We start from the raw sequence: 26,943 nt of genomic DNA on the forward strand, positions 1-26,943 counted from the left end.
CATTGCAAGGCTAGACAGCGGGGGATCCTTCATTAGACTGGCAACGCCGCGATCGACGCGGTCTGCACTGGTGTGCCCGGGCATATCAGGAATAGCCTGTCATTCTCTGAACAAGGACCGTGATCGACGTGAAGGTCGGCATCCCCCGCGAGGTCAAGAACAACGAATTCCGCGTGGCCATCACCCCCGCCGGGGTGCTGGAGCTCGTGCGCAACGGCCACCAGGTCTTCGTGGAGAAGGGAGCCGGTCTCGGCTCCTCCATCACCGACGCCGAGTACGTCGGCGCCGGTGCCGCCATCCTGGACACCGCTGACGACGTCTGGGCCACGGCCGACCTGCTGCTGAAGGTCAAGGAGCCGATCGCGGAGGAGTACCACCGCCTCCGCAAGGGCCAGACCCTCTTCACCTACCTGCACCTGGCCGCCTCCCGCGAGTGCACGGACGCCCTGCTGCAGTCCGGCACCACCGCCATCGCGTACGAGACCGTGGAGCTCGCCAACCGCGCGCTGCCTCTGCTCGCCCCGATGTCCGAGGTCGCGGGCCGGCTGGCCCCGCAGGTCGGCGCCTACCACCTGATGCGCTCGGCCGGCGGCCGCGGCGTGCTGCCGGGCGGCGTCCCGGGCACCCACGCGGGCAAGGCCGTCGTCATCGGCGGTGGCGTCTCCGGCTGGAACGCCGCGCAGATCGCCGTCGGTATGGGCTTCCACGTCACCCTGCTCGACCGTGACATCAACAAGCTCCGCGAGGCCGACAAGGTCTTCGGCACCAAGGTGCAGACGATCGTCTCCAACGCCTACGAGCTGGAGAAGGCCGTCGTCGAGGCCGACCTGGTCATCGGCGCCGTCCTGATCCCGGGCGCCAAGGCCCCCAAGCTGGTCACCAACGAGCTCGTCGCCAAGATGAAGCCCGGAAGTGTACTTGTCGACATTGCGATCGACCAGGGCGGCTGCTTCGAGGACTCCCGTCCCACCACCCACGCGGAGCCGACCTTCCAGGTCCACGACTCCGTCTTCTACTGCGTCGCCAACATGCCGGGCGCGGTGCCGAACACCTCCACCTACGCGCTGACCAACGCCACGATGCCCTACATCGTGGAGCTGGCCAACCGTGGCTGGCAGGAGGCGCTGCGTCGCGACGCCGCGCTGGCCAAGGGTCTCAACACCCATGAGGGTCAGGTCGTTTACGGCCCCGTCGCCGAGGCGCACGGCCTGCCGCACGTCGAACTGAGCACCCTCCTCGGCTGAGTCGGCGCACGCCGTCGGCAGTCGACGAAAGAACAGCACATACCCGGCCGGGCCTTGTCGAGCAAGGCCCGGCCGGGGTGTTTCGCCATGGTTTCGCCCGACCGTGATTCTTCCGGGTTAGGGGCCGTACACCCTTGACAGAAGCCTGTTCGATTGCCGACACATCGTGCCGTCTCCGGCGGATTGTGTTGCTGCGGACCGCCGACACGCCATAGAGTCGCCAACCGTCGGCATGGTGCCACGCTGACCTATCTAGATGTTTCCTGGTCACCAAGGAGGTAGGACGACTTGTGAATGAGTCGACATTTGCTCCCGGGGGTGGTCACCCAGGAATGCCTGCGCTGGGCCAGAGTCCCGTGGGACTCCAAGCTGTCGGCTCCGTCGCTGTCCACACCTTCGCAGCCCACCAGAACATCCAGAGCATGACGACAGCCCACCAGAGCATGGACGGTCAACACGTGAACGCCATGGCCGGCAACCGGGGTGGGGCGGAATCCACCCGTCTCGCCGAGTACGAGGAAGTGCCGGACGGTCACTTCTACGACCCCGACGCGGAGTACGAGCCCGACCCCGAGTACGCGGCGACCCTCGCGCCCGACGCCGCCCGCCAGCGCCGCGAGCGCATCGGCCCCACCGGGCGTCCCCTGCCGTACTTCCCGATCCCCGGACCGCTGGCCGACCACGGCCCGGCGAAGATCATCGCGATGTGCAACCAGAAGGGCGGGGTCGGCAAGACCACCTCGACCATCAACCTGGGCGCGGCCCTCGCGGAGTACGGCCGCCGGGTGCTGCTCGTCGACTTCGACCCCCAGGGCGCGCTGTCCGTCGGGCTCGGAGTCAACCCGATGGAGCTGGACCTGACGGTCTACAACCTGCTCATGGAGCGGGGCATGTCGGCCGACGAGGTGCTGCTGAAGACGGCCGTGCCGAACATGGACCTGCTGCCCAGCAATATCGATTTGTCAGCGGCCGAGGTCCAGCTCGTCAGCGAGGTGGCCCGCGAGTCGACCCTCCAGCGGGCCCTGAAGCCCCTGATGGCCGACTACGACTACATCGTCATCGACTGCCAGCCCTCGCTCGGCCTGCTCACCGTCAACGCCCTGACGGCCGCTCACAAGGTGATCGTGCCGCTGGAATGCGAGTTCTTCGCGCTGCGCGGCGTGGCCCTGCTCACCGAGACCATCGAGAAGGTCCAGGAGCGGCTCAACCCCGAGCTCGAGCTCGACGGCATCCTCGCCACGATGTACGACTCGCGCACCGTGCACAGCCGCGAGGTGCTCGCGCGCGTGGTCGAGGCGTTCGACGATCACGTCTACCACACGGTCATCGGCCGTACGGTCCGCTTCCCCGAGACCACGGTCGCGGGCGAGCCGATCACCACGTACGCGTCCAACTCCGTCGGCGCCGCCGCCTACCGTCAGCTGGCCAGGGAGGTGCTCGCCCGGTGTCACGCCGAGTGAGTCTGCCCGGCGCCGACGAACTGTTCCGCACCACCGGCGGCATGGGACTGCAGTCCTCCTCCCCCCGCCGGAAGGCGAACGGCGAGACGCCGGCGAGGGTGCCGCAGCCGGGCGACGCGCCCGACGGCGAGCGGCCGGGCAAGACGACCGAGCGGGACGGGCGCGCCCCGGCGGCCCCCGCCCCGGCCGGCCCGGAGCAGGACGGCGAGCGGCGCCCCGCCCCGCCGGAGCGCGACCGCGCCACCACGGCCGCCCGTACGGCCTCCGAGCCCGCCACGGGCAAGCGGCGCGGCCGCGGCGCCGGACGGCGGCCCAGCGGCCGTGAGCGGCACGACGAGAAGATCACCGTCTATGTCTCCGCCGAGGAGCTCATGGACCTCGAGCACGCCCGGCTGGTGCTGCGCGGCGAGCACGGGCTCGCGGTGGACCGGGGCCGGATCGTCCGGGAGGCCGTCGCCGTCGTCCTGGCCGACCTCGAGCAGCGCGGCGACGCGAGCATCCTCGTACGGCGCCTGCGCGGCCGCTGAGCGGCCCGGCCGCGCTAGCCTCCTGCCGTACGCCGCTTCGGCCCGTACGGCCCCTTCCGCACCCGCACCCTGGAAACCCGATGCCCGCAGTCCCCGCCACCCCGGTCCGCCGTGCCCTGGGCCACGGCCCGGACGGGCCGCCGCCCCCGCCGGAGCGGGAGCCGGAGCCGCGGGACGGGACCGCGGGGAGTGAGCCGGGGGAGACCGGGGCCGGTGACGGGCGGTTCACGGTCCGGCTGGACAACTTCGAAGGACCGTTCGATCTCCTGCTGCAGCTGATCGCCAAGCACAAGCTGGACGTCACCGAGGTCGCCCTGTCCAAGGTCACCGACGAGTTCATGGCGCACATCCGGGCGATGGGGCCGGACTTCGACCTGGACCAGACCACCGAGTTCCTCGTCGTCGCCGCCACCCTCCTCGACCTCAAGGCCGCCCGGCTGCTGCCCGCCGCCGAGGTCGAGGACGAGGCGGACCTCGCCCTGCTGGAGGCCCGCGACCTGCTGTTCGCACGGCTGCTGCAGTACCGGGCGTACAAGCGCATCGCGGAGATCTTCAGCGACCGGATGGCCGCCGAGGACCGCCGCCGGCCCCGCACGGTCGGCCTGGAGCCGCACCACGCCGAGCTGCTGCCCGAGGTCGTCCTCGGCATCGGCCCCGAGCGCCTGGCGGAGCTGGCCGCCAAGGCGATGCGGCCCAGGCCCGCGCCGCAGGTCTACGTCGACCACATCCACGCGCCGCTGGTCAGCGTCCGCGAACAGGCGGAGGTCGTCGTCGCCCGGCTGCGCGCGGAGGGCGAGACGGACTTCGCCCGGCTCGTCGAGGACGCCCCGGACACCCTGACCGTCGTGGCGCGCTTCCTGGCCCTTCTGGAGCTCTACCGCGAGCGCGTGGTGGTTCTGGACCAGGGCGAGGCGCTGGGGGCCCTGATGGTCCGCTGGACGGGCGCGACGGACGCCGCCCCGCTGGTGACCGACGAGTTCGACCGTGAGCCGGAGACCGAGCCCGAGGAGGGGACGGCGTGAGCGAGGACCTGATGACGGACGCGAGCCAGGAGACGCCACCGGACGGGCCGGCGCCCGCGGGGGCGGCGGCGGTGACCCTGCTCGCCCTCAAGCCGGCCCTGGAGGCCGTGCTCATGGTCGTCGACGAGCCCGCCACCGAGGAGCACCTCGCCGGGGTCCTCGGGCGGTCCCGCCGCGACGTCGCCGCCGCCCTGCGCGAGCTGTCCGACGACTACACCGTCCAGGGCCGGGGCTTCGACCTGCGGCAGGTGGCCGGGGGCTGGCGGTTCTTCACCCGCGCCGAGTACGCCGACGCCGTGGAGGCCTTCGTCCTCGACGGGCAGCAGACCCGCCTCACCCAGGCCGCGCTGGAGACCCTGGCCGTGGTCGCGTACCGTCAGCCGGTCAGCCGTTCGCGGGTCTCGGCCGTCCGCGGAGTGAACTGCGACGGCGTCATGCGCACCCTCCTCCAGCGCGGTCTGGTGGAGGAGGCGGGGACGGAACCCGAAACAGGTGCGATCCTGTACAGGACGACGAATTACTTTCTGGAGCGCATGGGCCTGCGCGGCCTGGACGAGCTCCCGGAGCTCGCCCCCTTCCTCCCCGAGGCGGAAGCGATCGAGGGCGACACTCAGGAAGGTGTGCCGTCGTTCGATCCGGACGCACCGGACACCGACGCAGACGACAAGACGGAACTTTGATGCGAAGCAGCGGCAGGAACAGCGGAAGCGGCAACCGGGACGACCGGGGCGGCCGGGCAGGGTCTCCCCGTCCGGGGTCCGGGGGCGGGCGCGCGGGTGGCGGTCGTTCCGGCGGCGGGCGCCCCGAGAGCGGCGGCCGCTCCGGTGGCGATCGCTCCGGTGGCGGGAGCTACGGCGGCGGTCGCTCCGGTGGCAGCGGCTACGGCGGTGGCCGCTCCGAGGGCGGTCGCGCCGGGGACCGGCGTGACGACCGCCGGGACGACCGCCGTGACGACCGGCAGCAGGAGCGCCCGCGCCGTCCGCGCCCCGAAGAGCGCCGCTACGACGTGGGCCCGGACGCCGAGCGCACCCGGGGCGGTGCCACCAGCGGCCGCCAGAGCGGTCCCACGAGCGGTCGCGGTGCGGCGGCCCGCGGCGGCGCCAAGGGCGGCCCCCGCAAGAGCTCGACCGCCGGTGCCGGCGGCCGCAGCAGCGGCCCCGCCCGTGGCCACGGCTATGCCCCGGCCCGCCCGCGCGAGCTCGACGCCAAGATCGAGGAGCGCAACCGGGAGCGGCACAACAAGCCGCAGGTGAAGACCCCCAAGACCTTCCCCGGCGCCGAGCAGGAGGGCGAGCGTCTGCAGAAGGTGCTGGCCCGGGCCGGCATGGGCTCGCGGCGCGCCTGCGAAGAGCTGATCGAGATGTCGCGCGTCGAGGTCAACGGTGAGATCGTCACCGAGCAGGGCCTGCGCGTGGACCCGGAGAAGGACGAGATCAAGGTCGACGGCCTGACGGTCGCCACCCAGTCGTACCTCTTCTTCGCGCTGAACAAGCCGGCCGGTGTCGTCTCCACCATGGAGGACCCCGACGGCCGCCAGTGCCTCGGCGACTACGTCACCAACCGCGACACCCGGCTCTTCCACGTCGGCCGTCTCGACACGGAGACCGAGGGCATCATCCTGCTCACCAACCACGGCGAGCTGGCCCATCGCCTCACGCACCCCAAGTACGGCGTGCAGAAGACGTACCTGGCGGCCATCACGGGCCCGCTGCCGCGCGACATCGGCAAGCAGCTCAAGAGCGGCATCCAGCTGGAGGACGGCTGGGCCCGCGCCGACAACTTCCGGGTCATCCAGCAGACCGGAAAGAACTACCTCGTCGAGGTGACCCTCCACGAGGGCCGCAAGCACATCGTGCGCCGCATGCTCGCCGAGGCCGGCTTCCCGGTCGAGAAGCTGGTCCGCACCGGCTTCGGCCCGATCCCGCTCGGTGACCAGAAGTCGGGCTGGCTGCGCCGCCTGACGAACACCGAGGTCGGCATGCTGATGCGCGAGGTGGAGCTCTAGCAGGCCCTTCTCCCGGGGCGCTCCGGCCCCGGGAGACGGCCCGCTACGACCACAGGGCCAGGCCCGTCGCCCGGCCCTCCTCGTCCCGCTGGATCTCCATCATTCCCTCGACCGCGTCGCGGGTGATGCGCCCGAAGACGTGCGGGAAGAGGGTTCCGGGGGCCACCCCCGGCGGCGGGGCCGGGTCCGCGGCCTCCCAGCGGACCATCACGTCGAGCTTGTGCTCGTCGATCAGCAGGACCATCAGCGGGCCCGGCACGTCGCGGTAGTACGCCGTCGCCACCGCCAGGGTGGTCGCCTCGTCGGGTGAGCAGTGGACGAAGCCCTCCTCGCCGAGGGACGCGGGGGAGTAGGGACGGTCGGGCACGGCCAGCCAGTCGTCCAGGGGGACCACATGAAAGATCATGGGAACGTTCTACCCCGACTAGGCTGGGCGCCGTGAGAACCGCCCTTGTGATCGGAACCGGACTGATCGGCACGTCCGCCGCCCTCGCCCTCGCCGGCCGCGGCGTCCGGGTGCACCTCGTCGACCACGACCCCGCCCAGGCCCGTACGGCCGCCGCGCGCGGCGCCGGCACGGACCAGGCGCCCGAGGGACGCGTGGACCTCGCCGTCGTCGCCGTACCGCCCGCGCACGTCGCCGACACGCTCGCCGAGGCCATCAGGGGCGGGATCGCCCGCGCCTATCTGGACGTCGCCAGCGTCAAGGGCGGCCCCCGCCGCGAGCTCGAGGCGATGGGCTGCGACCTCACCGGCTACCTGGGCACCCACCCGATGGCCGGGCGCGAGCGCTCCGGCCCCATGGCGGCCACCGCCGACCTCTTCGAGGGCCGGCCGTGGGTGCTCACCCCGACCCGCGAGACGGACACCGAGGTCCTCAACCTCGCCCTCGAGCTCGTCGCCCTGTGCCGCGCCGTCCCCGTCGTCATGGACGCCGACGCCCACGACCGGGCCGTGGCGCTCGTCTCGCACACCCCGCAGCTGGTCTCCAGCCTCGTCGCCGCCCGCCTGCAGGACGCCGACGAGACGGCCGTACGCCTGTGCGGCCAGGGCATCCGCGACGTGACCCGGATCGCCGCCTCCGACCCGCGCATGTGGATCGACATCCTCTCCGCCAACCCCGGGCCCGTCGCCGACGTCCTCGCCGGCATCGCCGCCGACCTCGACGAGACCGTCACCGCCCTGCGCGCCCTGGAGTCCTCGGACGAGGAGCAGCGGCTGGGCGGCGCGGCCGGCATCGAGGACGTGCTGCGCCGCGGCAACACGGGCCGCTCCCGCGTGCCGGGCAAGCACGGCGCCGCCCCGGCGGCGTACGAGACGGTGACCGTCCTCATCGGCGACCAGCCGGGCGAGCTGGCCCGGATCTTCGCCGACGCCGGCCGGGCGGGCGTCAACATCGAGGACGTCCGCATCGAGCACGCCACCGGCCAGCAGGCGGGCCTGATCCAGCTGATGGTCGAGCCCACCGCGGTGACCGGTCTCACGGCGGCCCTGCGCGACCGGGGCTGGGCGGTGCGGCAGTAGGGCGGCCGCGCGCCCGCCGGTCCGGGGCGGTCCGGCGAGACAGTAACCTTGTGTGAGCCTGATATGGATCGCTATTTCTCCGCCCCGTGCACAAGGAAGGTGTCTGACACCGTGGAAACCGCCGCCCGGACCGCCCCGGCAGCTGTCATCGTCGGCATCGACGGCCCCTCCGGCACGGGGAAGTCCAGCACCTCCAAGGCCGTCGCCGCCAAGCTCGGCATGCGCTACCTCGACACCGGCGCCCAGTACCGGGCGATCACCTGGTGGATGCTGAGCAACGGCATCGACGTCGACGACGCCGCCGCCGTGGCCGACGCCGCGGGCAAGCCCGAGATCGTCTCCGGCACGGACCCGTCCGCCCCGACCATCGCGGTCGACGGCGCGGACGCCTCCGGGCCGATCCGCACCCAGCAGGTCACCGCCGCCGTGAGCGCGGTCAGCGCCGTGCCCGAGGTGCGCACCCGGCTGACCGAGCTGCAGCGGGCCATCGCCGCCGGTGCCCCGGAGGGCATCGTCGTCGAGGGCCGCGACGTCGGCACCACCGTCCTGCCGGACGCCGACGTCAAGATCTACCTCACCGCCTCCCCGGAGGCCCGTGCCGCCCGCCGCAGCGGCGAGCTCAAGGGCAAGGAGGCCGCCGACCTGGCCGCCACCCAGGCCGCGCTCGTCAAGCGGGACGCCGCCGACTCCGGCCGCAAGACCTCCCCGCTGGCCAAGGCCGCCGACGCCGTCGAGGTGGACACCACCGAGCTGACCCTGGAGCAGGTCATCGAGTGCGTGGTCACGCTCGTGGAAGAGAAGCGGTCGGCGTGACCGCATCCGGTGCCGTCGTCGGGCGGCGGATCGGCATCGGCCTGATGTACGGGCTGTGGAAGCCGCGTGTGCTGGGCGCCTGGCGGGTGCCCGCCGCGGGGCCCTGCATCCTGGCCGTCAACCACACCCACAACATCGACGGCCCGATGGTGATGGGCACCGCGCCCCGGCCCGTGCACTTCCTGATCAAGAAGGAGGTGTTCGTGGGTCCGCTCGGCCGTTTCCTGCGCGGGATCGGCCAGCTCGAGGTGGACCGCGCGGGCGCCGACCGCACCGCGATCACGGGCGCGCTGAAGGCCCTCGAGGACGGCGGCGTGCTGGGCATCTTCCCCGAGGGCACCCGGGGCGAGGGCGACTTCGCCTCGCTGCGCTCGGGCCTGGCCTACTTCGCCGTACGGTCGGGGGCCCCGATCGTGCCGGTGGCGGTATTGGGGAGCGCCGACCGCGCGGGACGTGTCATAAAGGGTCTGCCGCCGCTGCGCAGCGGCGTCGACGTGGTCTTCGGCGACCCCTTCGAGGCCGGCGACGGCAGCGGCCGCCGTACGCGCAAGGCGCTGGACGAGGCGACCGTGCGGATCCAGGAGCACCTGGCCGCGCACCTGGCGGACGCCAAGCGGCTGACCGGCCGCTGAACGAGACTTTTCAGTAGCGGGCCGTAAGGGTCCGCCGATGACGAAGAACGAGGAAACGACTTCATGAACGACCAGATCCACTCCGGCGACGAGCACGGTGAGCTTGGCGACGCCGAGTACGCGGAGTTCATGGAGCTCGCGGCGCAGGAGGGCTTCGACGCCGAGGAGGTCGAGGGCGCGCTCGGCGAGGCCGGTCACGGCCCGCTGCCCGTCCTCGCCGTCGTCGGCCGCCCCAACGTCGGCAAGTCGACGCTGGTGAACCGCATCATCGGCCGCCGCGAGGCCGTCGTCGAGGACCGTCCGGGCGTGACCCGTGACCGCGTCACCTACGAGGCCGAGTGGGCCGGCCGCCGCTTCAAGGTCGTCGACACCGGCGGCTGGGAGCAGGACGTCCTCGGCATCGACGCCTCGGTCGCCGCCCAGGCCGAGTACGCCATCGAGGCCGCCGACGCCGTGGTCTTCGTGGTGGACGCCACCGTCGGCGCCACCGACACCGACGAGGCCGTCGTCAAGCTGCTGCGCCGGGCGGGCAAGCCTGTCGTGCTGTGCGCCAACAAGGTCGACGGCCCCTCCGCCGAGGCCGACGCCGCCATGCTGTGGTCGCTGGGCCTGGGCGAGCCGATGCCGGTCTCCGCGCTGCACGGCCGCGGCACCGGCGACATGCTGGACGAGGTCCTCAAGGCGCTGCCCGAGGCCCCCGCCCAGACCTTCGGCGCCGCCCTCGGCGGCCCGCGCCGCATCGCCCTGATCGGCCGGCCCAACGTCGGCAAGTCCTCCCTGCTGAACAAGGTCGCGGGGGAGGAGCGGGTCGTCGTCAACGAGCTGGCCGGCACCACCCGCGACCCGGTCGACGAGCTGATCGAGCTCGGCGGCACCACCTGGAAGTTCGTGGACACCGCGGGCATCCGCAAGCGCGTCCACCTCCAGGAGGGCGCGGACTACTACGCCTCCCTGCGCACCGCCGCCGCGGTGGAGAAGGCCGAGCTCGCGGTCATCCTCATCGACGCGAGCGAGTCCATCTCGGTCCAGGACCAGCGCATCATCACCATGGCCGTCGAGGCCGGGCGCGCCATCGTCATCGCGTACAACAAGTGGGACACGCTCGACGAGGAGCGCCGCTACTACCTCGAGCGCGAGATCGAGACCGAGCTCCAGCAGATCGCCTGGGCCCCCCGGGTCAACGTCTCGGCGCAGACGGGCCGGCACATGGAGAAGCTGGTCCCGGCGATCGAGACGGCGCTGGCGGGCTGGGAGACCCGGGTGCCGACCGGACGGCTGAACGCCTTCCTCGGCGAGCTGGTGGCCGCCCACCCGCACCCGATCCGTGGTGGCAAGCAGCCCCGCATCCTCTTCGGCACCCAGGCGGGCACCAAGCCGCCGCGCTTCGTGCTCTTCGCCTCGGGCTTCATCGAGGCGGGCTACCGCCGCTTCATCGAGCGCCGGCTGCGTGAGGAGTTCGGCTTCGAGGGCACGCCGATCCACATCTCGGTGCGGGTCCGCGAGAAGCGCGGCCGCAAGAAGTAACGGAGACCGCCGACGGCGGTCACCGGCCGGCCACGGCCCGCCGGTCCGCCCCGGGCCCCCATGCGGGGTCCGGGGCTCCGTCGTAAGCGATTACGGCGGGAGCCGCGGCTAGAAGCCGCGCGTACGGCCGTCGCGCTGGCCGGGCGGCAGGGCGGGCAGCGCGCTGCCGCGCCGGCCGCCGTAGTAGGAGTCCCAGACGGCGTTGTAGGCCGAGGACCCCTGGTAGGGGGAGTTGCCCGCGGGGAGCTGGCCGGTGTGGCCGCCGTACCCGCCCGGCCGGGGGTCGAAGTCCTTGAACCTCAGCTCCTCCTCTCCCGCACGGTCCCCGGGCAGGGCCCGGAACGACCGGCGGTACTCGGAGCACAGAGCGTCGTAGATCGGGGTGACCGAGCCGGGGTGACCGTCCGAGGAGGCGTCGCGGGGTGGCCGCATGCCGGGGATGTAGTTCTGGTACGAGGTCCGGGCGGGTTCGTATGAGTACACATCCCTGCCAACGACCTCGAGGCCCGTCGGATGCGGCCCCGGACGCGAATGGCCCGCCAGGACGACGTCCGTGGAGTGCACGATGCGAACACCGTCCTCGTTCATGTGCCCGCCAGCGGCATGGTGCCACCGACCAGCCGGCCGGCCGCGGCGGCCCGGTCCAGGGCGGCGCGCAGCAGGTCCTCGCGCGGCTGGGCGCCGATCGTGCCGGACGGGGCGCAGAGGACGAGCACCTGGCCGGACTTGTTGAGGGCGGCCCGCCATTCGTCGGCGACCTGCATCGGGCGGTGCGCCTGCCACCACGCCTGCGCCGGGGTGCCGCCGACGGCCGGCTGGAGGACCGCGTGCAGCTTGCCCAGGGCCACCAGGACCGACCAGCCCGGCAGCTGCCCGGGGAGGTCGTTGACGTCGGTCACGGAGGAGAAGCCCTGCTCGCGCAGCAGGTCCAGGAAGACGTCCACGGGACCGCTGGTGCCGGGGCGGGCGATCGGGCCGAGCGGTTCGACGACCAGGGCCGGGTGGACGTCCCCGGCGGCCAGCACCAGGCCGCTGGTCACGCCGAGCTCGGCCTGCAGCGGCACCTCGGCCTCCGCCCCGCCGCCCTCGCCGGTGATGGACCGCACGGCGCCCTGCAGCTGCTCCTCCGCGACGGGGACGACCTGGGAGGGGATGCAGGCGGCGTGGGCGAAGGCCAGCACGGCGGTCTCGTCGCCGACGAACAGCACGGTGCTGGTGCGCTCCCGCTCGGTGTTCCCGGGCGTGCGGCAGGACGTGCAGTCGTAAAGACCCGGGGCGCTGTCGCCGCCCAGCAGGCGCTCCGCCTCTTCGTCACCGATCTCGGCGCGTACTTCGTCGCTGACATCGAGCATGCGCGGCACGGGGGCTCCTCGAACTTGGGTGTCGTACTCGGTGCGGGGGCGCCGGGTTGCGTCCGGCTCCTCTGGAGACAACGGACGATCCAGGGCCGGGGTCACGCCCCGGAAAAGTTCCCGGATCCGCTACCGATTCCTCATCGCTTGGGGAACGAGTTGGCGATCTAGGCCAACCCGGCGGGCCGCGCCACGGTCTAACCTCTCAGTGGAGGCGGGCTACCGGGAATGTCCGCGGCACACCGGCTGCATGGGGACGAATGCACATCTCATTCCTGATTCACAACGCGTACGGGATCGGCGGCACGATCCGTACCACGTACAACCTCGCGGGCACCCTCGCCGAGCACCACGACGTGGAGATCGTCTCCGTCTTCCGCCACCGCGACGAGCCCGTCTTCGCCCCCGGCGACAAGGTGCGGCTGCGCCACCTGGTGGACCTGCGCAAGGACAGCCCGGGCTACGAGGGCGACGAGCTCGAGTACCGCACGCCGGCCTCGTTCTTCCCCGCCGCCGAGGGCCGCTACAAGCAGTACAGCGCGCTCACCGACCGGAAGATCGCGGAGCACCTGCGGGGCCTGGACTGCGACGTGATCGTCGGAACCCGGCCCGGCCTCAACGTGCACATCGCCCAGCAGGCGCGCCGCGGCCCGGCCCGCGTGGGCCAGGAGCACCTGACGCTCAGCACCCACTCGTCGCCGCTGAAGCTGACGCTGCGCACCCACTACCCGCGGCTGGACGCGGTCACCACCGTCACCGAGGCCGACGCCCGTACCTACCGCAAGCTGATGCGGCTGCCCGGGGTACGCGTCGAGGCCGTGCCCAACAGCATCCCCGCCCCGGCGCTCGCCCCCGCCGACGGCAGCGGCAAGTGGGTGATCGCCGCCGGCCGGCTCGCGCCCGCCAAGCGCTACGACGTCCTCATCCGCGCGTTCGAGAAGGTGGTCGCCGAGCGCCCCGACTGGCGGCTGCGGATCTACGGCGCCGGCGCCGAGCGCGGCAAGCTGCGCGCCCTGATCGACAAGCGCGGTCTCTACAACCACGTCTACCTCATGGGCCCCGCCACTCCGCTGGAGCCGGAGTGGGTCAAGGGCTCCATCGGCGCCGTCACCTCCAGCCTGGAGTCGTTCGGCATGACGATCGTCGAGGCCATGCGCTGCGGCCTGCCGGTGGTCTCCACCGACTGCCCGCACGGCCCCGGCGAGATCATCGACGACGGCGTCGACGGCCTGCTCGTCCCCGTCGGCAAGGTCGACGCCATCGCGGCGGGACTGCTCAGGCTCATCAACGACGACGAACTGCGCCGGCGGATGGGCGCCAAGGCCCTGGAGAACTCGGCGCGCTTCGACCCCGCCGAGGTCGCCGGCCGCTACGAGAGCCTCTTCGCCGACCTCGCCGGCCGCGGCAACCTGCGCGGCTCGCTGCACCGCACCCGGGGCGCCCTGCTCAGCAGCGCCTTCCAGGCCAAGGACAGAAGCCGCACCGCCCTGCGAAGGGTGCGTGCCGCATGACCCCTTCCACCGCGCCCGGCGACGCCGGCGACGGCCTGCCCGCAGCGGCCCCCTCGACGGGCCGTCCGATCCCCACCTCCGAGGAGTGCGCCACCGTGTCTGCCCCTCCCCTGGCCTTCGGCGCGGGGAACCCCAGCGCCGACTGCATCGCGGACTCCGCGGGCGGACTCACCTTCGACCTCGACGTTCCCGGCCACTCCGCCGCCGACGCCGCGCACTGGTCCGCGGCGCTGGTGCTGCGCCGCCGGGGCGCCGACGCCGTCGAGAGCCCCGAGGAGGAGGTGCGGCTGCCGCTGACGCCCAACGGCGACGGCCGGCTGCGCGCCGTGCTGCCCAGCACGGTCGCCCTGCCCGAGGGCCGCTGGGACGTGCACGTCGCCTGCGGCGAGGCCCCCGCCCAGCGGCTGGTGCCCGGCATCGCCGACCTGCGGTCCCTGGTCGACCGCAGACCCGGCCCGAGCACCTCGCCGCTCGCGGTCCGCATCCCGTACGCGACCAAGCACGGCAACCTCTCGCTGCGCAGCTGGCTGCGCGGCCCGCACGCCGAGGCCGGGGACCTGCGCGTGGAGGCCGCCGGGATAACCGGACGGGGCACCCTCCACCGTGTCGAGAACCCCCGGGCGTGGCTCGACGGCGCGGTCCTCGAGGCCCGCTGCCGGCGCGCCGCGGAGCTGGTGCGGACCGTGCCGGTCACCGCCGAGGGGCAGGACTTCTCCTTCACCCTCCCCTTCGCCGTGCTGTGCGAGGAGTGGCGGGGCGGCCCGGAGATGTGGGACCTGTGGCTGCGCGGCGGCCCGGAGGGCGCCGAGGAGGCCCGCGTGGCGCGCCTCCTCGACGACGTCGCCGACAAGAAGCAGATCTTCACCTACCCGGCGCGGGACGTCGCCGCTCCCTACGCGCCTGCCCAGGTGGGGCCGTACTACACCGTCGACAACGACCTCTCGGTCCGGATCGACGAACGGCCGCCGGTGGGCGGCAGGTAGCCGCCCACTCCTGAGGGATCAGCCGGCGGGCCCGGCCGCCACCGGCGGCTCGGCCCGCCGCACCGTCTCCGGGTGGTGCAGGTCGAAGGCCGGCGACTCGGAGCGGATGCGGGGGATGGCGGTGAAGTTGTGGCGGGGCGGCGGGCAGGAGGTCGCCCACTCCAGCGAGCGGCCGAAGCCCCAGGGGTCCTCCACCTCCACGCGCTTGCCGTACCGGGCGGTCTTCCAGACGTTGTAGAAGAACGGCAGGTTGGACAGGCCCAGCAGGAACGCGCCGATCGTGGACAGGGTGTTGAGCGCGGTGAAGCCGTCGGCGGCCAGGTAGTCGGCGTAGCGGCGGGGCATGCCCTCGGCGCCCAGCCAGTGCTGGACGAGGAACGTGGTGTGGAAGCCCGTGAAGAGCGTCCAGAAGTGCATCTTGCCCAGCCGCTCGTCCAGCAGCTTCCCGGTGAACTTCGGCCACCAGAAGTAGAAGCCGGCGAACGTCGCGAACACCACCGTCCCGAAGACCACGTAGTGGAAGTGTGCGACGACGAAGTAGGTGTCGGTGACGTGGAAGTCCAGCGGCGGCGAGGCCAGGATCACCCCGGTGAGCCCGCCGAAGAGGAAGCTCACCAGGAAGCCCACCGCCCACAGCATGGGCGTCTCGAAGGACAGCGAGCCCTTCCACATCGTGCCGATCCAGTTGAAGAACTTCACCCCCGTCGGCACCGCGATCAGGAACGACAGGAACGAGAAGAACGGCAGCAGCACCGCGCCCGTCGCGAACATGTGGTGGGCCCAGACCACCAGCGACAGCGCCGTGATGGTCATGGTCGCGCCGATCAGCGTCAGGTAGCCGAAGATCGGCTTCCTGGAGAACACCGGGATGATCTCGGTGATGATGCCGAAGAACGGCAGCGCGATGATGTAGACCTCGGGGTGGCCGAAGAACCAGAACAGGTGCTGCCACAGCAGCGCCCCGCCCCACTGGGCCTCGAAGACCACGGCCCCGAACCGCCGGTCGGCCTCCAGGCACAGCAGCGCGGCGGCGAGCACGGGGAAGGCCAGCAGGATCAGGATCGAGGTGAACAGCACGTTCCAGGTGAAGACGGGCATCCGGAACATCGTCATCCCCGGTGCGCGCATGCCGATGACGGTGGTGAGGAAGTTGACCGCGCCGAGGATCGTGCCGAAGCCGGACAGCGCCAGCCCCATGATCCACATGTCGGTGCCGATGCCCGGTGAGCGGACCATGCTGCTGAGCGGGGCGTAGCCGGTCCAGCCGAACGTCGCGCCGCCCTCGGGCATCAGCAGGCTCGCGACCACGATCAGGCCGCCGAAGAGGTAGAGCCAGTACGAGAGCATGTTCAGCCGGGGGAACGCCACGTCCGGCGAGCCGATCTGCAGCGGCATGATCGCGTTGGCGAAGCCGGCGAAGGCCGGGGTGGCGAACAGCAGCAGCATGATCGTGCCATGGGCGGTGAACGCCTCGTTGAACCGCTCGTTGGTCAGCAGCTGCAGGCCGGGGCGGGCGAGCTCGGCGCGCATCACCATGGCGAGCAGGCCGGCGACGAGGAAGAAGCCGAACGACGTGATCAGGTAGAGGTGCCCGATCTTCTTGTGGTCGGTGGTGGTCAGCCAGTCCACGATGATCCGGCCGGGACGTCGTGCCCGGGCCGGGCCTTCCGTGGTGGCCTGCGCGGTGTCGGTCCCCATCCGGTGCCCCCTCGCTGTCGGCTCGCACGGGCTGCCCCGCCGTGGTGCGACGCGGAGGCAGTCGGGCATCCGCCATGATGCTCGCCGCGGGGCCGTCCGCGCGAGAGCGCCTCTGTCGACGGGCCGTCAAATCCGGCCTGCCGGGCGGGGTCCGATGTTCCCGGAATTTTATATTCCGGCCCGGGTACGAGGGCGGAAGCGGAGGGGCCGTCAATTCTCCCGTCCTGCTGCCGCATGCGAGGTGGGCGCGGAATTCACCGGGAGTTTCCATGCACCGTCGGCGGAACACGGGAAAAGCGCGGTGAATTCACCGCGAGGGTATTGCGAAGGCTTCGGCGGGGACGGGGAAAGGCACGTATGAGTGATGCGCGGCGCGGTAAACCCCCATGAGTTCACTGTGACAGAAGTGTGACCAGTGGCGGACCGGGCGGGGACGGAAGTATGCGGGGGCCCGGCTTCCGCGCCCGCCCCATGACGCCTACGGTGGCTGCCATGGCACCTCTTCCCGATCTCCCCGCAGAGCCGGACGACGACCTCGACGCCTATGTCGGCCTCGAGGCCGAGGCGGCGGCCGACCGGGCCCGCGCCCGGGGCTGGACGGACGTACGGGCGCTGGCGCCCGGCACGATCATCACCCTGCAATATGTGTTCGGCCGGCTGAACTTCGAGGTGGCGGACGGCACGGTGCGCCGCTGCTGGAAGGGCTGAGGGCGCCGGCGCCCGTACGCGAAGGCGGCCCCGGACGGTGTCCGGGGCCGCCTTCGGCGTGTGCGCTGAGGAGACGCCCTGGGTCAGCCGCCCGCGGTGCCCGCCGTACGGCCGCGGCCCGTGGCCGGGCCGAGCGGCGCGGTGCGGGGCACGCGGTCGGCGTGCGGCGGCCGGCGGCTGCCCGTCGGGGTGACCGGCGTCCGCTCGGAGCGGATGGTGTGCGTCCGGGGGGACAGGTGCGGCCGGCCGTCGGCGACGCGGGGCGGCGTCCCGCCGCCCGGGCGGCTGCCGGCGCCCACGGGCTCGCGCGCGGGCAGTTCGTCGTCGACGGCGGTGCGCGGCGCGCCCAGCACGACGCCCGCGGGGACCGGGGCCGGGACGAAGGTGACGCGGCGCTCGCGCAGCCGCCGCCACAGGGCCAGCAGCGCCGCCTCGGCGCGGGCCATCAGCGGCTCGAACCAGGGCAGGACCAGCAGCACCATCAGACCCGCGGTCCAGCCGAGGGTCACATCGCTCATCCAGTGCGTGCCCAGGTAGACGGTCGTCATCCCCACGCCCAGCGCCAGCAGCGCGGCGATCACCGAGGCGATCCGGCGGGCGTGCGAGGTGGTGGCCAGGTAGGCGAGGACGCCCCAGGTCACCACCGCGTTCGCGGTGTGGCCCGAGGGGAATATGTCGCCGCCGGCGAACATCTCGTTGGAGCCGATCGAGGTGGCGTAGTGCGGGCCGAGCCGGCCCATGCCGATCTTCGCGGCGCCCACGGTCGCGTTGAGCAGCAGCAACGACGTGCCCAGCACCAGCAGCGGGCGCAGGGTCTTCTGCTTGTGCGTGCACCAGCCCAGCCACGCGGCGACCGCCACGGCGGTCGGGCCGCGCTGGCCCAGGACCACGAAGTAGTCCAGGAAGGTGTGGATCTCCGGCCACTGCTTGTACGGCCGGAAGAGCATGACCTGCCAGTCGAACCGCACCGGCCAGGACGTGGTGAGCACGCCGACCACGATCGCCACATAGACCACGGAGGTCGCCACGAAGATCCCCAGACGGGTCCGGGTCATCCGTGGTCGCACGGGATCGGTCGGGCGCTCCTCCGCTGGGACGAGCTCGTCGTTGGTACGCACTCAATCGACGTTACATTGCGTGACGGGAAGCTTCGGCCGATCGAGGCGCTTTGTGATGACGATGTGATGTGGAATGCGTCTCAATCGTGGCGCCCCGCAGGTTTGAAACCGCGGAATAAGAAACGGATAAAGGTGCGTCAGCTGCGCCTCGGGTCATTGCCCGGCTGTTTAATTCTTTTATGTACGGCGGAGTTTATCGGTGATTTGCCGGGCGGCTCCGCCGTGTTTCCCGCCGGCCGCCGGGCCCCGCCGAATTACGATCATGGCGGGCCGGAGCCGTGCAGCCAGAACGCCCCGTAGACGGCCGAGGCGAGGACCACGGCGGAGACGATCGCCGCCGCGCGTACCGTGCGTAGTCGGGCCAGGGCCACCGCCAGGGGCAGCAGCAGGGGGAAGGCCGGCATCATCAGCCGCGGCTTGGAGCCGAAGTACCCCTTCGCCGTCAGCGCCAGCAGCAGCACCGTGCCCGCGTAGACCAGCAGCGGCAGCGGCTGCCCCTGCCGCACCCCGGCCCAGTACAGCCGCAGCACCAGGGCGACGCCGATCAGCAGGCCCAGCCCGGCGGCGAACGCCGGGGACGCCAGGCGCCCGGTGATGAAGGAGCCGAACGCCAGCCCGCCGTCGAAGCCGTTGCCCCAGCCGCCCTGGACGTCCAGATAGCCCGTCGGGCTGCCGGTGCGCACACCGACCCAGACGAAGTACGCCAGCCAGCCCAGCGGCGCCAGCGCCACGCCGAGCAGCAGCCGGGCGAGGGGCGGCCGTTCCCCGCCGAGGCGGCGCGCCCGGACCAGGGCCGCTGCCGCGGTGATCCATACGGCCGCGACCACCGCCGCGCCCACCGGCCGGGTCAGCCCCGCCAGCGCCGCGAACGCGCCCGCCCACACCCAGCGGCCGCTGAGCACGGCGTACACGCTCCACGCCGCCAGCGCCGTGAAGAGCGACTCGGAGTACGCCATCGACTGCACCACGCCGACCGGCAGCGCCGCCCACAGCACGACGAGCAGGACGCCGGCCCGCCGTCCGTACAGCCGCTCGCCGACCGCGAAGATCCCCCAGGCGGCGAACAGCGAGGCCACGCCCGCGACCACCAGGCCCGCGTCGTTCGCCGAGAGCGGCACGAGCGCGGACAGCGCCCGCTCCAGCCACGGCAGCAGCGGGAAGAACGCCAGGTCGGAGTGGACCTTGCCGCCCGCCAGATGAAGGGTGTAGCCGTAGCCGTCCTCGGCGATCCGGGCGTACCAGAGGGAATCCCAGCGCGCCGACAGCAACTGATGCGGACCTTTGCCGTCCGCCAGGCCCCACAGGGCCAGCGCCACGACGCCCAGCGCCCGCACCGCCGCGTACAGCAGCAGGGCGGGGGCGGCCAGGCGCAGGGCCCGGCCCCGGGGCGGGGCGGCCGCGCCGGAGGCCGCACCGGAGGCCGTGCCGGAGGGGGTGGCGAGAGAGGTCATCCGTCGATTGTCCCAGCACCGGCGACGTGCGACGTCGTGTGAGAGCTGCCACGTGGGTTCCGCCGGGACTCGCGTACTCTGTCGACTCACTCGCCCCTCGACACCGCCGGGGCCCATTTCCCCCAAGGCCACCGAGCGGCCGCGAGCGCATGACACGGAGGTGTGTGGATGTCCGGGACGACCACGGCCGGGCCCCGTCGGCCGGTCGGCGTTCCCCGGCCGCGCCGCGCGGAGGACCACGGCGCTCCCGGGGTGAGCCGGTGGACCGTGCTCGTCGTCCTGTGCGTCAGCCTGCTGCTCGTCGCCGTCGACGCCACCGTCCTGCACGTCGCGGTGCCGGCCCTCACCGAGGACCTGCGGCCGAGCGCCATCCAGCTGCTGTGGATCGTCGACGTCTACCCCCTGGTCTGCGCGGCCCTCCTCATCCTCTTCGGCACCCTCGGCGACCGCGTCGGCCGCCGCCGGGTGCTGCTGCTCGGCTACGCGCTCTTCGGGGTCGCCTCCGCGCTCGCGGCGCTCGCGACCGCGCCGGAGGTCCTCATCGCCGCCCGTGCGCTGCTCGGCGCCGGCGGCGCGATGATCATGCCGGCGACGCTGTCCATCCTGCGGCAGGTCTTTCCCGACCGGCGGGAGCGGGCCGTGGCCATCGGCGTGTGGAGCGCGGTGGCCGCGGTCGGCGCCGCGGTCGGACCGCTGCTCGGCGGCTTCCTGCTGGAGCACTTCTGGTGGGGTTCGGTCTTCCTCATCAACATTCCGCTGATGGCGGTCAGCCTCCCGGTCGGGCGGTGGCTGCTGCCCGAGTCGACCGGCGACCGCGACGGCCCCTGGGACGTGCTGGGCGCGCTGATGGCCGCGTTCGGCCTGTTCGGCGCGGTCTTCGGGGTCAAGCGGATCGGCGGCGCCGACCCGCTCTCGCTGGGCACGATCGTCCCGGCGGCGCTCGGCATCGCGCTGCTCGTCCTCTTCGTCCGCCGCCAGCGGCGCCGCCGCCACCCGCTGGTCGACCTCGCGATGTTCGCGCGGCCGGCCTTCGGTACATCGGTGGGCTGCATCGTGCTGGCCATGCTGGCGCTGGTCGGCCTGGAGCTCGTGGCCGCGCAGTACCTGCAGCTCGTCCTCGGCCTCACCCCGCTCGAGACCGGCCTGCGGCTGCTGCCGCTCACGCTCGCCGCGATGGCGGCTGGGCTGGCGGGCTCCCGGATCCTGCAGCGCTTCGGGCCGCGCACGATGGTCGTGACGGGATTCGTGCTGACGGCGATGGCGGTGCTCTCGCTGACGGTGATGGGCCGCCAGGACCAGCCCGCCGTCCTGGTCGTGGGCTTCGTGGTGCTGGGCTTCGGCCTGGAGACCACCCTCTTCGGGGCGTACGAGTCGATGCTGAACGAGGCCCCGGCCAGGAGCGCGGGCGGCGCCGCCGCGATCGGCGAGACCTCCTACCAACTGGGCGCCGGCATCGGCATCGCGCTGCTCGGCAGCGTGATGAACGCCGCGTACGCGCCGGGCGTGGAAGCCGTCCCCGGCGTCCCCAGCGCGGCGGGCGCCTCGGCGCGGCACTCGCTGGGCGAGGCCTACGCCGTCGCCGACCGGCTGGGCGGCGCCCCGGGTGCGGCGCTGCGCGCCGCCGCGCGCGACGCGTTCGTGCACGGCCTGCACGTCACCCTGGCGGTGAGCGCGGGGCTGCTGTTCCTCGGGGCGCTGGCCGCGCTGCGCCTGCCGCGCGTGATGGACTGCGGACGGCCCACGGACTGACGGGCGGCCGGCGGCCGGCCGGGTCTGGACGAGCGGGGTTACCCGGCCGTAGCGTCTGCGGTAACCGATGATCACCGCACCGTGCCGGAGGCTGACGTGTTCGACCCGCATGATCCGCTCGGCATCGACGACCTGCTCACCGACGAGGACCGGGCGATCCGCGGCACCGTCCGCGCCTGGGCCGCCGACCGCGTCCTGCCGCACGTCGCCGACTGGTACGAGCGTGGCGAGATCCCCGGCATCCGCGAGCTCGCCCGCGAGCTCGGTTCGCTGGGGGCCCTGGGCATGCAGCTGACCGGCTACGGCTGCGCGGGCGCCAGCGCCGTGCAGTACGGGCTGGCCTGCCTGGAGGTGGAGGCCGCCGACTCCGGCATCCGCTCGCTGGTGTCCGTGCAGGGCTCCCTCGCGATGTACGCCATCCACCGCTTCGGCTCCGAGGAGCAGAAGCGGCAGTGGCTGCCGGGCATGGCCGCCGGGGAGATCATCGGCTGCTTCGGCCTCACCGAACCCGACCACGGCTCGGATCCGGCGGGCATGCGCACCTACGCCAGGCGCGACGCCGGCGGCGACTGGGTGCTGACCGGGCGCAAGATGTGGATCACCAATGGTTCCGTCGCCGGGGTCGCGATCGTCTGGGCGCGGACCGACGAGGGCATCAGGGGGTTCGTCGTCCCCACCGACCGGCCCGGCTTCTCCGCTCCGGAGATCCGGCACAAGTGGTCGCTGCGCGCCTCGGTCACCAGCGAGCTGGTGCTGGACGAGGTCCGGCTGCCCGCCGACGCCGTGCTGCCGGAGGTCACCGGGCTGCGCGGGCCGCTGAGCTGTCTGAGCCACGCCCGCTACGGGATCGTGTGGGGCGCGATGGGCGCGGCGCGCACCTGCTTCGAGACGGCGCTCGCGTACGCGCGGAGCCGGGAGCAGTTCGGCAGGCCGATCGCCGGCTTCCAGCTCACCCAGGCCAAGCTGGCCGACATGGCGGTGGAGCTGCACAAGGGGATCCTGCTGGCCCATCATCTGGGGCGGCGGATGGACGCGGGGCGGCTGCGGCCGGAGCAGGTGAGCTTCGGGAAGCTGAACAACGTGCGGGAGGCGATCGAGATCTGCCGTACCGCCCGGACGATCCTGGGCGCGAACGGTATCTCCCTCGAGTACCCCGTCATGCGCCACGCGACGAACCTGGAATCGGTGCTGACCTACGAGGGCACGGTCGAGATGCACCAGTTGGTGCTGGGCAAGGCGCTGACCGGCGTCGACGCGTTCCGGTGAGGGCCGGCCCAGCACTTCGCCCCACGCGCCGTACGTACCCGGGGGACGTTCCCCCGGGCCCCGGCCGGGGGCGTCGGCGGCTCAGCTCTGGTTGAAGAAGCCGCCGTTCACGCGGCCCATGGGCTCGCCGCTGACGACCTTGTAGTCGGCGGGGGTGAGCAGGAAGACGCGGTTGGCCACCCGCTCGATCGAACCGCGCAGCCCGAAGGTCAGGCCGGCGGCGAAGTCCACCACCCGCTTGGCGTCGCTGGGTTCCATGCCGGTGAGGTTGACGATCACCGGGACGCCCTCGCGGAACAGCTCGCCGATGCCCCGGGCGTCCCGGAAGCCGTCCGGGGTGACCGTGGCGATGCGGGTGCCCTGCTCCTGCGCGACCTCGTCGGCCACCCGGACCTTGGGGTTGGTCACCCAGGAGTCGCCGGGCTCGGGCCCCTCGGCGTAGTCGTCGTCGTAGTAGCGCTCGTCATCGCTGTCGTCGACGAGGCCAAGCCAGGCACTCGCCTTGCGCACCGATCCCATGGACGCCTCCTCTCACACGCGGTGTGTTCCGCCCGCTCCTCTATGGTCGTCCATGATGCGGATGATGTGCCAAGTGGATGGCGGCCATGCGGGGATTTCGTGACGCATCTGGTGCAAAGCGGGTGGCGGTGCGTCAGAAACTCCTATGAGTGGACCGCAGGCGTTGGACCTGGGCATATGCGGCATGCAGCGGACGGGGCGGGTTCCGGCCGAGCACGATTGTCCCCGGTGAATAGGATGCCCGGGCACATCGACACCACACACGGGGGCACGTTTTGTTCGGGATCATCAGGCCATGCCGTCACCGGCTGTCCGAGAGCATGCGAACGGAGTGGATGGCCCATCTCTGCGGCCTCTGCCTGGCACTGAAGGGCGATCACGGGCAGCTTGCTCGAATAGCCACCAACTACGACGGTCTGGTCATATCCGTGCTGGTGGAGGCGCAGTCCGCGCACCCCGACGGCCCGGAGGGCGCCGCCTCCTGGCGGCGCACGGCGGGGCCCTGCCCGTTGCGCGGGATGCGCTCCGCGCCCGTGGCGCAGGGCGAGGGCGCGCGGTTGGCCGCGTCGGTCTCGCTCGTCCTGGCGTCCGCGAAGATGCGCGACCATGTCGCCGACGGCGACGGGATGTTGGCGCGCCGTCCGGTCGCGGCGGCCGCCCGCCGCGTCGCCGCGGTGTGGGACCGTGCGGGCGCCCGTACGGGATCGGAACTCGGCTTCGATACGGCGGTCCTGGTCGACGCCGTCGAACGGCAGGCCGGGCTCGAGGCGCTGGCCACGGCCGGCACCCCGCTGCTGGAGGTGACCGAGCCCACCGAGACGGCCACCGCCGCCGCCTTCGCCCACACCGCCGTTCTGGCGGGACGGCCGGACAACCGCGAACCGCTCGAGGAGGCGGGCCGGCTCTTCGGCCGGCTCGCCCATCTGCTGGACGCCGTCGAGGACCTGGACGAGGACGCCCGGGCCGGCGCCTGGAACCCCATCGCCGCCACCGGCACCCCGCTCGACGAGGTGCGGCGGCTGTGCGACGACGCGGTGCACGGCGTGCGCCTGGCGCTGCGCGACGTGGAGTTCGCGAGCAAGGCGCAGGGCAGGCTCGCGCACATCCTGCTGGCGCACGAGCTGGAACGTTCCGTCGACCGGGCGTTCGCGGGCGGCGGGTGCGCGACGGGCGCAGGCCATGAGCACCACGGCGACCACCCGCCCGCACCCGAGGGCTCCTACGCCCCCTACGGCGCACCGCCGATGCCGCCGCCGCCCGGTCCGCCCCGGCCGCCGCGGCGCCGGCGCGGGCTGATCGCGGGGTGCGCGGTGTGGACGGGGATGTTCTGCACCGGCCAGATCTGCTGCAGGGATCCCTACCCGGATCCGTGGTCCGGGGAGCCGCGCGAGGGCTGGTGCGCCAAGTGCTGTGACAACTGTGACGGCTGCGATGGCTGTAGCAACTGCGACAGCTGCTGCGACTGTTGCAACTGCTGCGGTGGCGATGGTGGCGGCTGTGATTGCGGATGCGACGGATGCGGTTGCGACTGCTGAGGAGACGAACCGGCTGGGCGGAGCGAGGGGAGGGCGCGGCCTGACGATCGCGCCGGTGAAGGCAGCGGGGCCGGGCGCCCGGGGCGCGGCCGGGGCACCTCCGGCCGTGGCCGGGGAGGGCGGGGTCAGCGCGTACAGGAGGCGGACCACACCCGACCGAAGTCGATGTGGTCGCGGGTGACCAGCCGCTGCCGTCGTCGCATGGGCCAAGTGGAGCAGGCATCCGTTTCTCCGTCAACTGCCCCCAGGCGCACGGTCCATAGTGTGGACGGCGTTCCGGACAGGCTTGACAGCGGACCGTGGCACCGGCATAGCCTCGACGTCCGGCCGTGCTGAGGGGCGCGGTCGCCCTGTGAAGGCAGCTCATCCCGTGTTCGATCCCGCATCCACGGAGCCTTCGCATGCCCGCACACCCCCGTCCGTCCTCGGACGAACCCGCCTCCGCCCCCGTGCCCTCCCTCGCCATCGTCGGCGCGGGCCCCGGGGCACCGGTCTCCTCGAGCGCCTCGCCGCCAACGCGCCCGCGCTCCTGGGGACCGGCCGCCTCGATGTGCACCTCGTGGATCCCCACCCGCCCGGCGGGGGCCGGATCTGGCGGCGCGACCAGTCGCCGCTGCTGTGGATGAACTCCCTGGCCGAGGACGTCACGATGTACACCGACGACAGCGTCGAGATGGCCGGTCCGGTGCGCCACGGGCCCTCGCTCGCGGAATGGGCGGCCCGCGTCCGCGACGGTGAGGAAACGATCCCGCTCGATCCCGGAACCGCCGCCGAGGCCCGCCGCCTGACGCCCCGGAGCTTCGCCGGACGACGGCTGCAGAGCGCCTACCTCACCTGGGTGTACGAGCGCGCGGTCGCTGCCCTGCCACGGGGGATCACCGTCCACGAGCACCGCCGGCGCGCCGTGCGGCTCGCCGGACCGCCCGACGGCAGGCAACGCCTGTGGCTGGAAGGACGTACCGAACCCCTTCACGCCGACCTCGTCGTCCTCGCGCTCGGCCACCTCGACGCCGAGCCCGCCCCCGAAGAACAGGCCCTCGCCGCCTTCGCCGCCGACCACCGACTGACCTATCTGCCGCCCCGGTTCACCGCCGACGCCGACCTCGGCGGCCTGCGCCCCGGCGAGCCGGTGCTCGTCCGCGGCCTCGGCCTCGCCTTCATCGACCTGATGGTCCTGCTGACCGAGGGCCGCGGCGGGCACTACACCGCCGACGACGCCGGAACCCTCACCTACCACGCCTCCGGCCGCGAGCCCGTCCTGCACGTCGGCTCCCGGCGCGGCGTGCCCTACCGCGCCAAACCCGGCTACGCCTGGCACGGCGAACGGCCCCCGCTGCCCCGCTTTCTCGGCCCGGCGCGGATCGAGGAGCTGCGCCGCCGCCCCGGCCCGCCCGACGCCCGGCGCGATCTGTGGCCGCTCGTCGAGAAGGAGCTGGGCTTCGCCCACTACCACCGTCTGTTCACCGCCCACCCGGGGCGCGTGAGCGTCGGCTGGGCCGACTTCGAGGAGAAGTACGCCGCCTGCGAGCCCGGCAGCGCCGCACTCGACACGCTCGTCGCCGCGTCCGTGCCCGACCCGGCCGACCGCCTCGACCTCGCCGCCCTGGACACCCCGCTCGCCGGGCTGCGCCTCCCCGACGGCGACTCCCTGCAGGCCGCCCTGCGCGCGCACATCGAGGCCGACCTGGCACGGCGTCACAACCCCTGTCACAGCCCCGACCTCGCCGTCTTCCACGCGCTGCTGTCCGCCTACGGACAGCTGGCGGCGCTCGGCGACACCGGTCCCCGCCGGCACGGCTTCTTCAGCTATCTGGCCTCCGGCCCGCCCGGCCCCCGGCTGCGGCAGCTGCTCGCCCTCTCCCGGGCCGGGCTGGTGCGCTTCCTCGGCGCGGACACGGCCGTCGAGGCCGATCCGGTGCGCGGAGTGTTCCGGGCGCACAGCCCGAGCGTGCCCGGCCGTGCCGTCGAGGCCCGCGCGCTGGTCGAGGCCCGGCTGCCCGAGCCCTCGGTGGCCCGGTCCCGGGATCCGCTGCTGCGGGGACTGGCCGGCGAAGCCGGTGTCACCGCCGGGGGGTTGCTCACCGTGCGTCCCGAGGACGGGCGGCTGCTGGGACGCGACGGGCGGCCCCACCGCCGCCGGTTCGCGCTCGGGCCGCACACCGACGCCCGGGCGTCGGCGGCGTTCGCGCGGCCGCGCGGCAACGCGCCCGCGTTCCGCCAGAACGACGCCACCGCGCGCGCCGCGCTCACCTTCCTGCGCGACCGCACGGGCTGAGGCCGGACGGCGCCCGCGGGCCCGTCC

General features: G+C 72.8%; 23 protein-coding genes and 1 pseudogene. 17 read left to right on the top strand and 7 right to left on the bottom strand.

The features are described from left to right. The first annotated feature begins 128 nt into the window (after positions 1–128). From ald to J1792_RS10860, 6 genes are all read left to right on the top strand, one after another. Positions 129–1,244 (top strand): alanine dehydrogenase, encoded by a 1,116-nt coding sequence (gene ald, locus J1792_RS10835; RefSeq protein WP_086570328.1) that lies wholly within the window; start codon positions 129–131, stop codon positions 1,242–1,244. A 332-nt stretch (positions 1,245–1,576) separates the two neighbouring features. Further along, the gene (locus J1792_RS10840; protein ID WP_086570322.1) at positions 1,577–2,704 is read left to right on the top strand and encodes a ParA family protein; all 1,128 of its coding nucleotides are present in this window, start codon (positions 1,577–1,579) and stop codon (positions 2,702–2,704) included. After that, positions 2,689–3,231 (top strand): hypothetical protein, encoded by a 543-nt coding sequence (locus J1792_RS10845; protein WP_179198905.1) that lies wholly within the window; start codon positions 2,689–2,691, stop codon positions 3,229–3,231. Before J1792_RS10840 ends, J1792_RS10845 begins: the two co-directional genes overlap by 16 nt. An 80-nt stretch (positions 3,232–3,311) precedes the next feature. Beyond that, entirely contained in the window at positions 3,312–4,253 is a 942-nt protein-coding gene (locus J1792_RS10850; RefSeq protein WP_207247165.1) for a segregation and condensation protein A, read from the top strand. A gap of 11 nt (positions 4,254–4,264) precedes the next feature. Next, positions 4,265–4,933 (top strand): SMC-Scp complex subunit ScpB, encoded by a 669-nt coding sequence (scpB, locus tag J1792_RS10855; RefSeq protein ID WP_207247762.1) that lies wholly within the window; start codon positions 4,265–4,267, stop codon positions 4,931–4,933. Beyond that, on the top strand, positions 4,933–6,258 hold the full coding sequence (locus tag J1792_RS10860) for a pseudouridine synthase (RefSeq protein ID WP_207247166.1): 1,326 nt from the start codon (positions 4,933–4,935) through the stop codon (positions 6,256–6,258). The genes scpB and J1792_RS10860 overlap by 1 nt, the downstream gene beginning before the upstream one ends. Positions 6,259–6,301: 43 nt before the next feature. On the opposite strand, the gene J1792_RS10865 is transcribed toward J1792_RS10860, so the two are convergent. Then, on the bottom strand, positions 6,302–6,664 hold the full coding sequence (locus tag J1792_RS10865; RefSeq protein WP_086570773.1) for a DUF952 domain-containing protein: 363 nt from the start codon (positions 6,662–6,664) through the stop codon (positions 6,302–6,304). Positions 6,665–6,696: 32 nt separating this feature from the next. Between J1792_RS10865 and J1792_RS10870 the strand changes: the two genes are divergently transcribed. The 4 genes from J1792_RS10870 to der all read left to right on the top strand — a co-directional run bounded on the left by J1792_RS10870 (position 6,697) and on the right by der (position 10,751). Continuing rightward, positions 6,697–7,782, top strand: coding sequence for a prephenate dehydrogenase (locus J1792_RS10870; RefSeq protein ID WP_086570771.1), 1,086 nt, complete (start codon positions 6,697–6,699; stop codon positions 7,780–7,782). A 99-nt stretch (positions 7,783–7,881) separates the two neighbouring features. Further along, on the top strand, positions 7,882–8,595 hold the full coding sequence (gene cmk / locus J1792_RS10875; RefSeq protein WP_207247167.1) for a (d)CMP kinase: 714 nt from the start codon (positions 7,882–7,884) through the stop codon (positions 8,593–8,595). Positions 8,596–8,639: 44 nt separating this feature from the next. Next, a complete protein-coding gene (locus J1792_RS10880; RefSeq protein WP_086570783.1) occupies positions 8,640–9,227 on the top strand; it encodes a lysophospholipid acyltransferase family protein in 588 nt (195 codons plus the stop codon). Between the two features lie 63 nt (positions 9,228–9,290). After that, positions 9,291–10,751 carry a ribosome biogenesis GTPase Der gene (gene der, locus J1792_RS10885; RefSeq protein WP_086570767.1) on the top strand — a complete coding sequence of 487 codons (1,461 nt, stop codon included), beginning with the start codon at positions 9,291–9,293 and terminating at the stop codon, positions 10,749–10,751. A gap of 108 nt (positions 10,752–10,859) precedes the next feature. Here the strand turns inward: der and J1792_RS10890 are convergent, their stop codons facing one another. Next, positions 10,860–11,315: a hypothetical protein gene (locus J1792_RS10890; RefSeq protein ID WP_307842955.1), complete on the bottom strand. Its 456-nt coding sequence runs from the start codon at positions 11,313–11,315 to the stop codon at positions 10,860–10,862. Between the two features lie 20 nt (positions 11,316–11,335). Then, positions 11,336–12,112: a DUF8842 C-terminal domain-containing protein gene (locus J1792_RS10895; RefSeq protein ID WP_086570766.1), complete on the bottom strand. Its 777-nt coding sequence runs from the start codon at positions 12,110–12,112 to the stop codon at positions 11,336–11,338. A gap of 251 nt (positions 12,113–12,363) precedes the next feature. Here J1792_RS10895 and J1792_RS10900 point away from each other — a divergent pair, with 251 nt between their 5' ends. Together J1792_RS10900 and J1792_RS10905 are read left to right on the top strand one after the other, a co-directional pair. Next, positions 12,364–13,614 (top strand): glycosyltransferase family 4 protein, encoded by a 1,251-nt coding sequence (locus J1792_RS10900; protein ID WP_086570764.1) that lies wholly within the window; start codon positions 12,364–12,366, stop codon positions 13,612–13,614. Continuing rightward, positions 13,611–14,597 carry a hypothetical protein gene (locus J1792_RS10905; RefSeq protein WP_242645877.1) on the top strand — a complete coding sequence of 329 codons (987 nt, stop codon included), beginning with the start codon at positions 13,611–13,613 and terminating at the stop codon, positions 14,595–14,597. Before J1792_RS10900 ends, J1792_RS10905 begins: the two co-directional genes overlap by 4 nt. Positions 14,598–14,615: 18 nt before the next feature. Here the strand turns inward: J1792_RS10905 and ctaD are convergent, their stop codons facing one another. Further along, complete coding sequence (ctaD, locus tag J1792_RS10910; RefSeq protein WP_086570762.1) at positions 14,616–16,295, bottom strand: aa3-type cytochrome oxidase subunit I; 1,680 nt, start codon at positions 16,293–16,295, stop codon at positions 14,616–14,618. Positions 16,296–16,787: 492 nt separating this feature from the next. On the opposite strand from ctaD, the gene J1792_RS10915 reads away from it, so the two are divergent. Continuing rightward, positions 16,788–17,003 (top strand): proteinase inhibitor I78, encoded by a 216-nt coding sequence (locus J1792_RS10915; RefSeq protein WP_086570761.1) that lies wholly within the window; start codon positions 16,788–16,790, stop codon positions 17,001–17,003. 83 nt (positions 17,004–17,086) lie between these two features. Here J1792_RS10915 and J1792_RS10920 read toward each other — a convergent pair whose 3' ends face one another. Beyond that, positions 17,087–18,121 (bottom strand): phosphatase PAP2 family protein, encoded by a 1,035-nt coding sequence (locus J1792_RS10920; protein ID WP_179198927.1) that lies wholly within the window; start codon positions 18,119–18,121, stop codon positions 17,087–17,089. Positions 18,122–18,381: 260 nt separating this feature from the next. Next, positions 18,382–19,572 carry a glycosyltransferase family 39 protein gene (locus tag J1792_RS10925; RefSeq protein WP_207247168.1) on the bottom strand — a complete coding sequence of 397 codons (1,191 nt, stop codon included), beginning with the start codon at positions 19,570–19,572 and terminating at the stop codon, positions 18,382–18,384. Positions 19,573–19,740: 168 nt separating this feature from the next. Here J1792_RS10925 and J1792_RS10930 point away from each other — a divergent pair, with 168 nt between their 5' ends. Beyond that, positions 19,741–21,321, top strand: a complete 1,581-nt coding sequence (locus tag J1792_RS10930) for an MFS transporter (protein WP_086569076.1) — start codon at positions 19,741–19,743, stop codon at positions 21,319–21,321. 81 nt (positions 21,322–21,402) lie between these two features. Continuing rightward, positions 21,403–22,587: an acyl-CoA dehydrogenase family protein gene (locus tag J1792_RS10935; protein WP_207247169.1), complete on the top strand. Its 1,185-nt coding sequence runs from the start codon at positions 21,403–21,405 to the stop codon at positions 22,585–22,587. 81 nt (positions 22,588–22,668) lie between these two features. On the opposite strand, the gene J1792_RS10940 is transcribed toward J1792_RS10935, so the two are convergent. Then, the gene (locus J1792_RS10940; protein WP_086569072.1) at positions 22,669–23,106 is read right to left on the bottom strand and encodes a cell division protein SepF; all 438 of its coding nucleotides are present in this window, start codon (positions 23,104–23,106) and stop codon (positions 22,669–22,671) included. Between the two features lie 275 nt (positions 23,107–23,381). Here J1792_RS10940 and J1792_RS10945 point away from each other — a divergent pair, with 275 nt between their 5' ends. Beyond that, the gene (locus J1792_RS10945; protein WP_207247170.1) at positions 23,382–24,641 is read left to right on the top strand and encodes a DUF5685 family protein; all 1,260 of its coding nucleotides are present in this window, start codon (positions 23,382–23,384) and stop codon (positions 24,639–24,641) included. A 401-nt stretch (positions 24,642–25,042) separates the two neighbouring features. Continuing rightward, positions 25,043–26,916 (top strand): annotated as a pseudogene (locus J1792_RS10950) (FAD/NAD(P)-binding protein). The last annotated feature ends 27 nt before the right edge of the window (positions 26,917–26,943 follow it).

This window comes from Streptomyces triculaminicus (genome assembly GCF_017349075.1).
Taxonomy (GTDB): domain Bacteria; phylum Actinomycetota; class Actinomycetes; order Streptomycetales; family Streptomycetaceae; genus Streptomyces; species Streptomyces triculaminicus.

Bases quoted from the DNA above. Each gene is read 5' to 3' on its own strand.
- J1792_RS10840 (WP_086570322.1), top strand. From the start codon at position 1,577: ATGCCTGCGCTGGGCCAGAGTCCCGTGGGACTCCAAGCTGTCGGCTCC.
- J1792_RS10850 (WP_207247165.1), top strand. From the start codon at position 3,312: ATGCCCGCAGTCCCCGCCACCCCGGTCCGCCGTGCCCTGGGCCACGGC.
- scpB (WP_207247762.1), top strand. From the start codon at position 4,265: ATGACGGACGCGAGCCAGGAGACGCCACCGGACGGGCCGGCGCCCGCG.
- J1792_RS10860 (WP_207247166.1), top strand. From the start codon at position 4,933: ATGCGAAGCAGCGGCAGGAACAGCGGAAGCGGCAACCGGGACGACCGG.
- J1792_RS10865 (WP_086570773.1), bottom strand. From the start codon at position 6,664: ATGATCTTTCATGTGGTCCCCCTGGACGACTGGCTGGCCGTGCCCGAC.
- J1792_RS10880 (WP_086570783.1), top strand. From the start codon at position 8,640: ATGTACGGGCTGTGGAAGCCGCGTGTGCTGGGCGCCTGGCGGGTGCCC.
- der (WP_086570767.1), top strand. From the start codon at position 9,291: ATGAACGACCAGATCCACTCCGGCGACGAGCACGGTGAGCTTGGCGAC.
- J1792_RS10900 (WP_086570764.1), top strand. From the start codon at position 12,364: ATGCACATCTCATTCCTGATTCACAACGCGTACGGGATCGGCGGCACG.
- J1792_RS10905 (WP_242645877.1), top strand. From the start codon at position 13,611: ATGACCCCTTCCACCGCGCCCGGCGACGCCGGCGACGGCCTGCCCGCA.
- ctaD (WP_086570762.1), bottom strand. From the start codon at position 16,295: ATGGGGACCGACACCGCGCAGGCCACCACGGAAGGCCCGGCCCGGGCA.
- J1792_RS10915 (WP_086570761.1), top strand. From the start codon at position 16,788: ATGGCACCTCTTCCCGATCTCCCCGCAGAGCCGGACGACGACCTCGAC.
- J1792_RS10925 (WP_207247168.1), bottom strand. From the start codon at position 19,572: ATGACCTCTCTCGCCACCCCCTCCGGCACGGCCTCCGGTGCGGCCTCC.
- J1792_RS10930 (WP_086569076.1), top strand. From the start codon at position 19,741: ATGTCCGGGACGACCACGGCCGGGCCCCGTCGGCCGGTCGGCGTTCCC.
- J1792_RS10940 (WP_086569072.1), bottom strand. From the start codon at position 23,106: ATGGGATCGGTGCGCAAGGCGAGTGCCTGGCTTGGCCTCGTCGACGAC.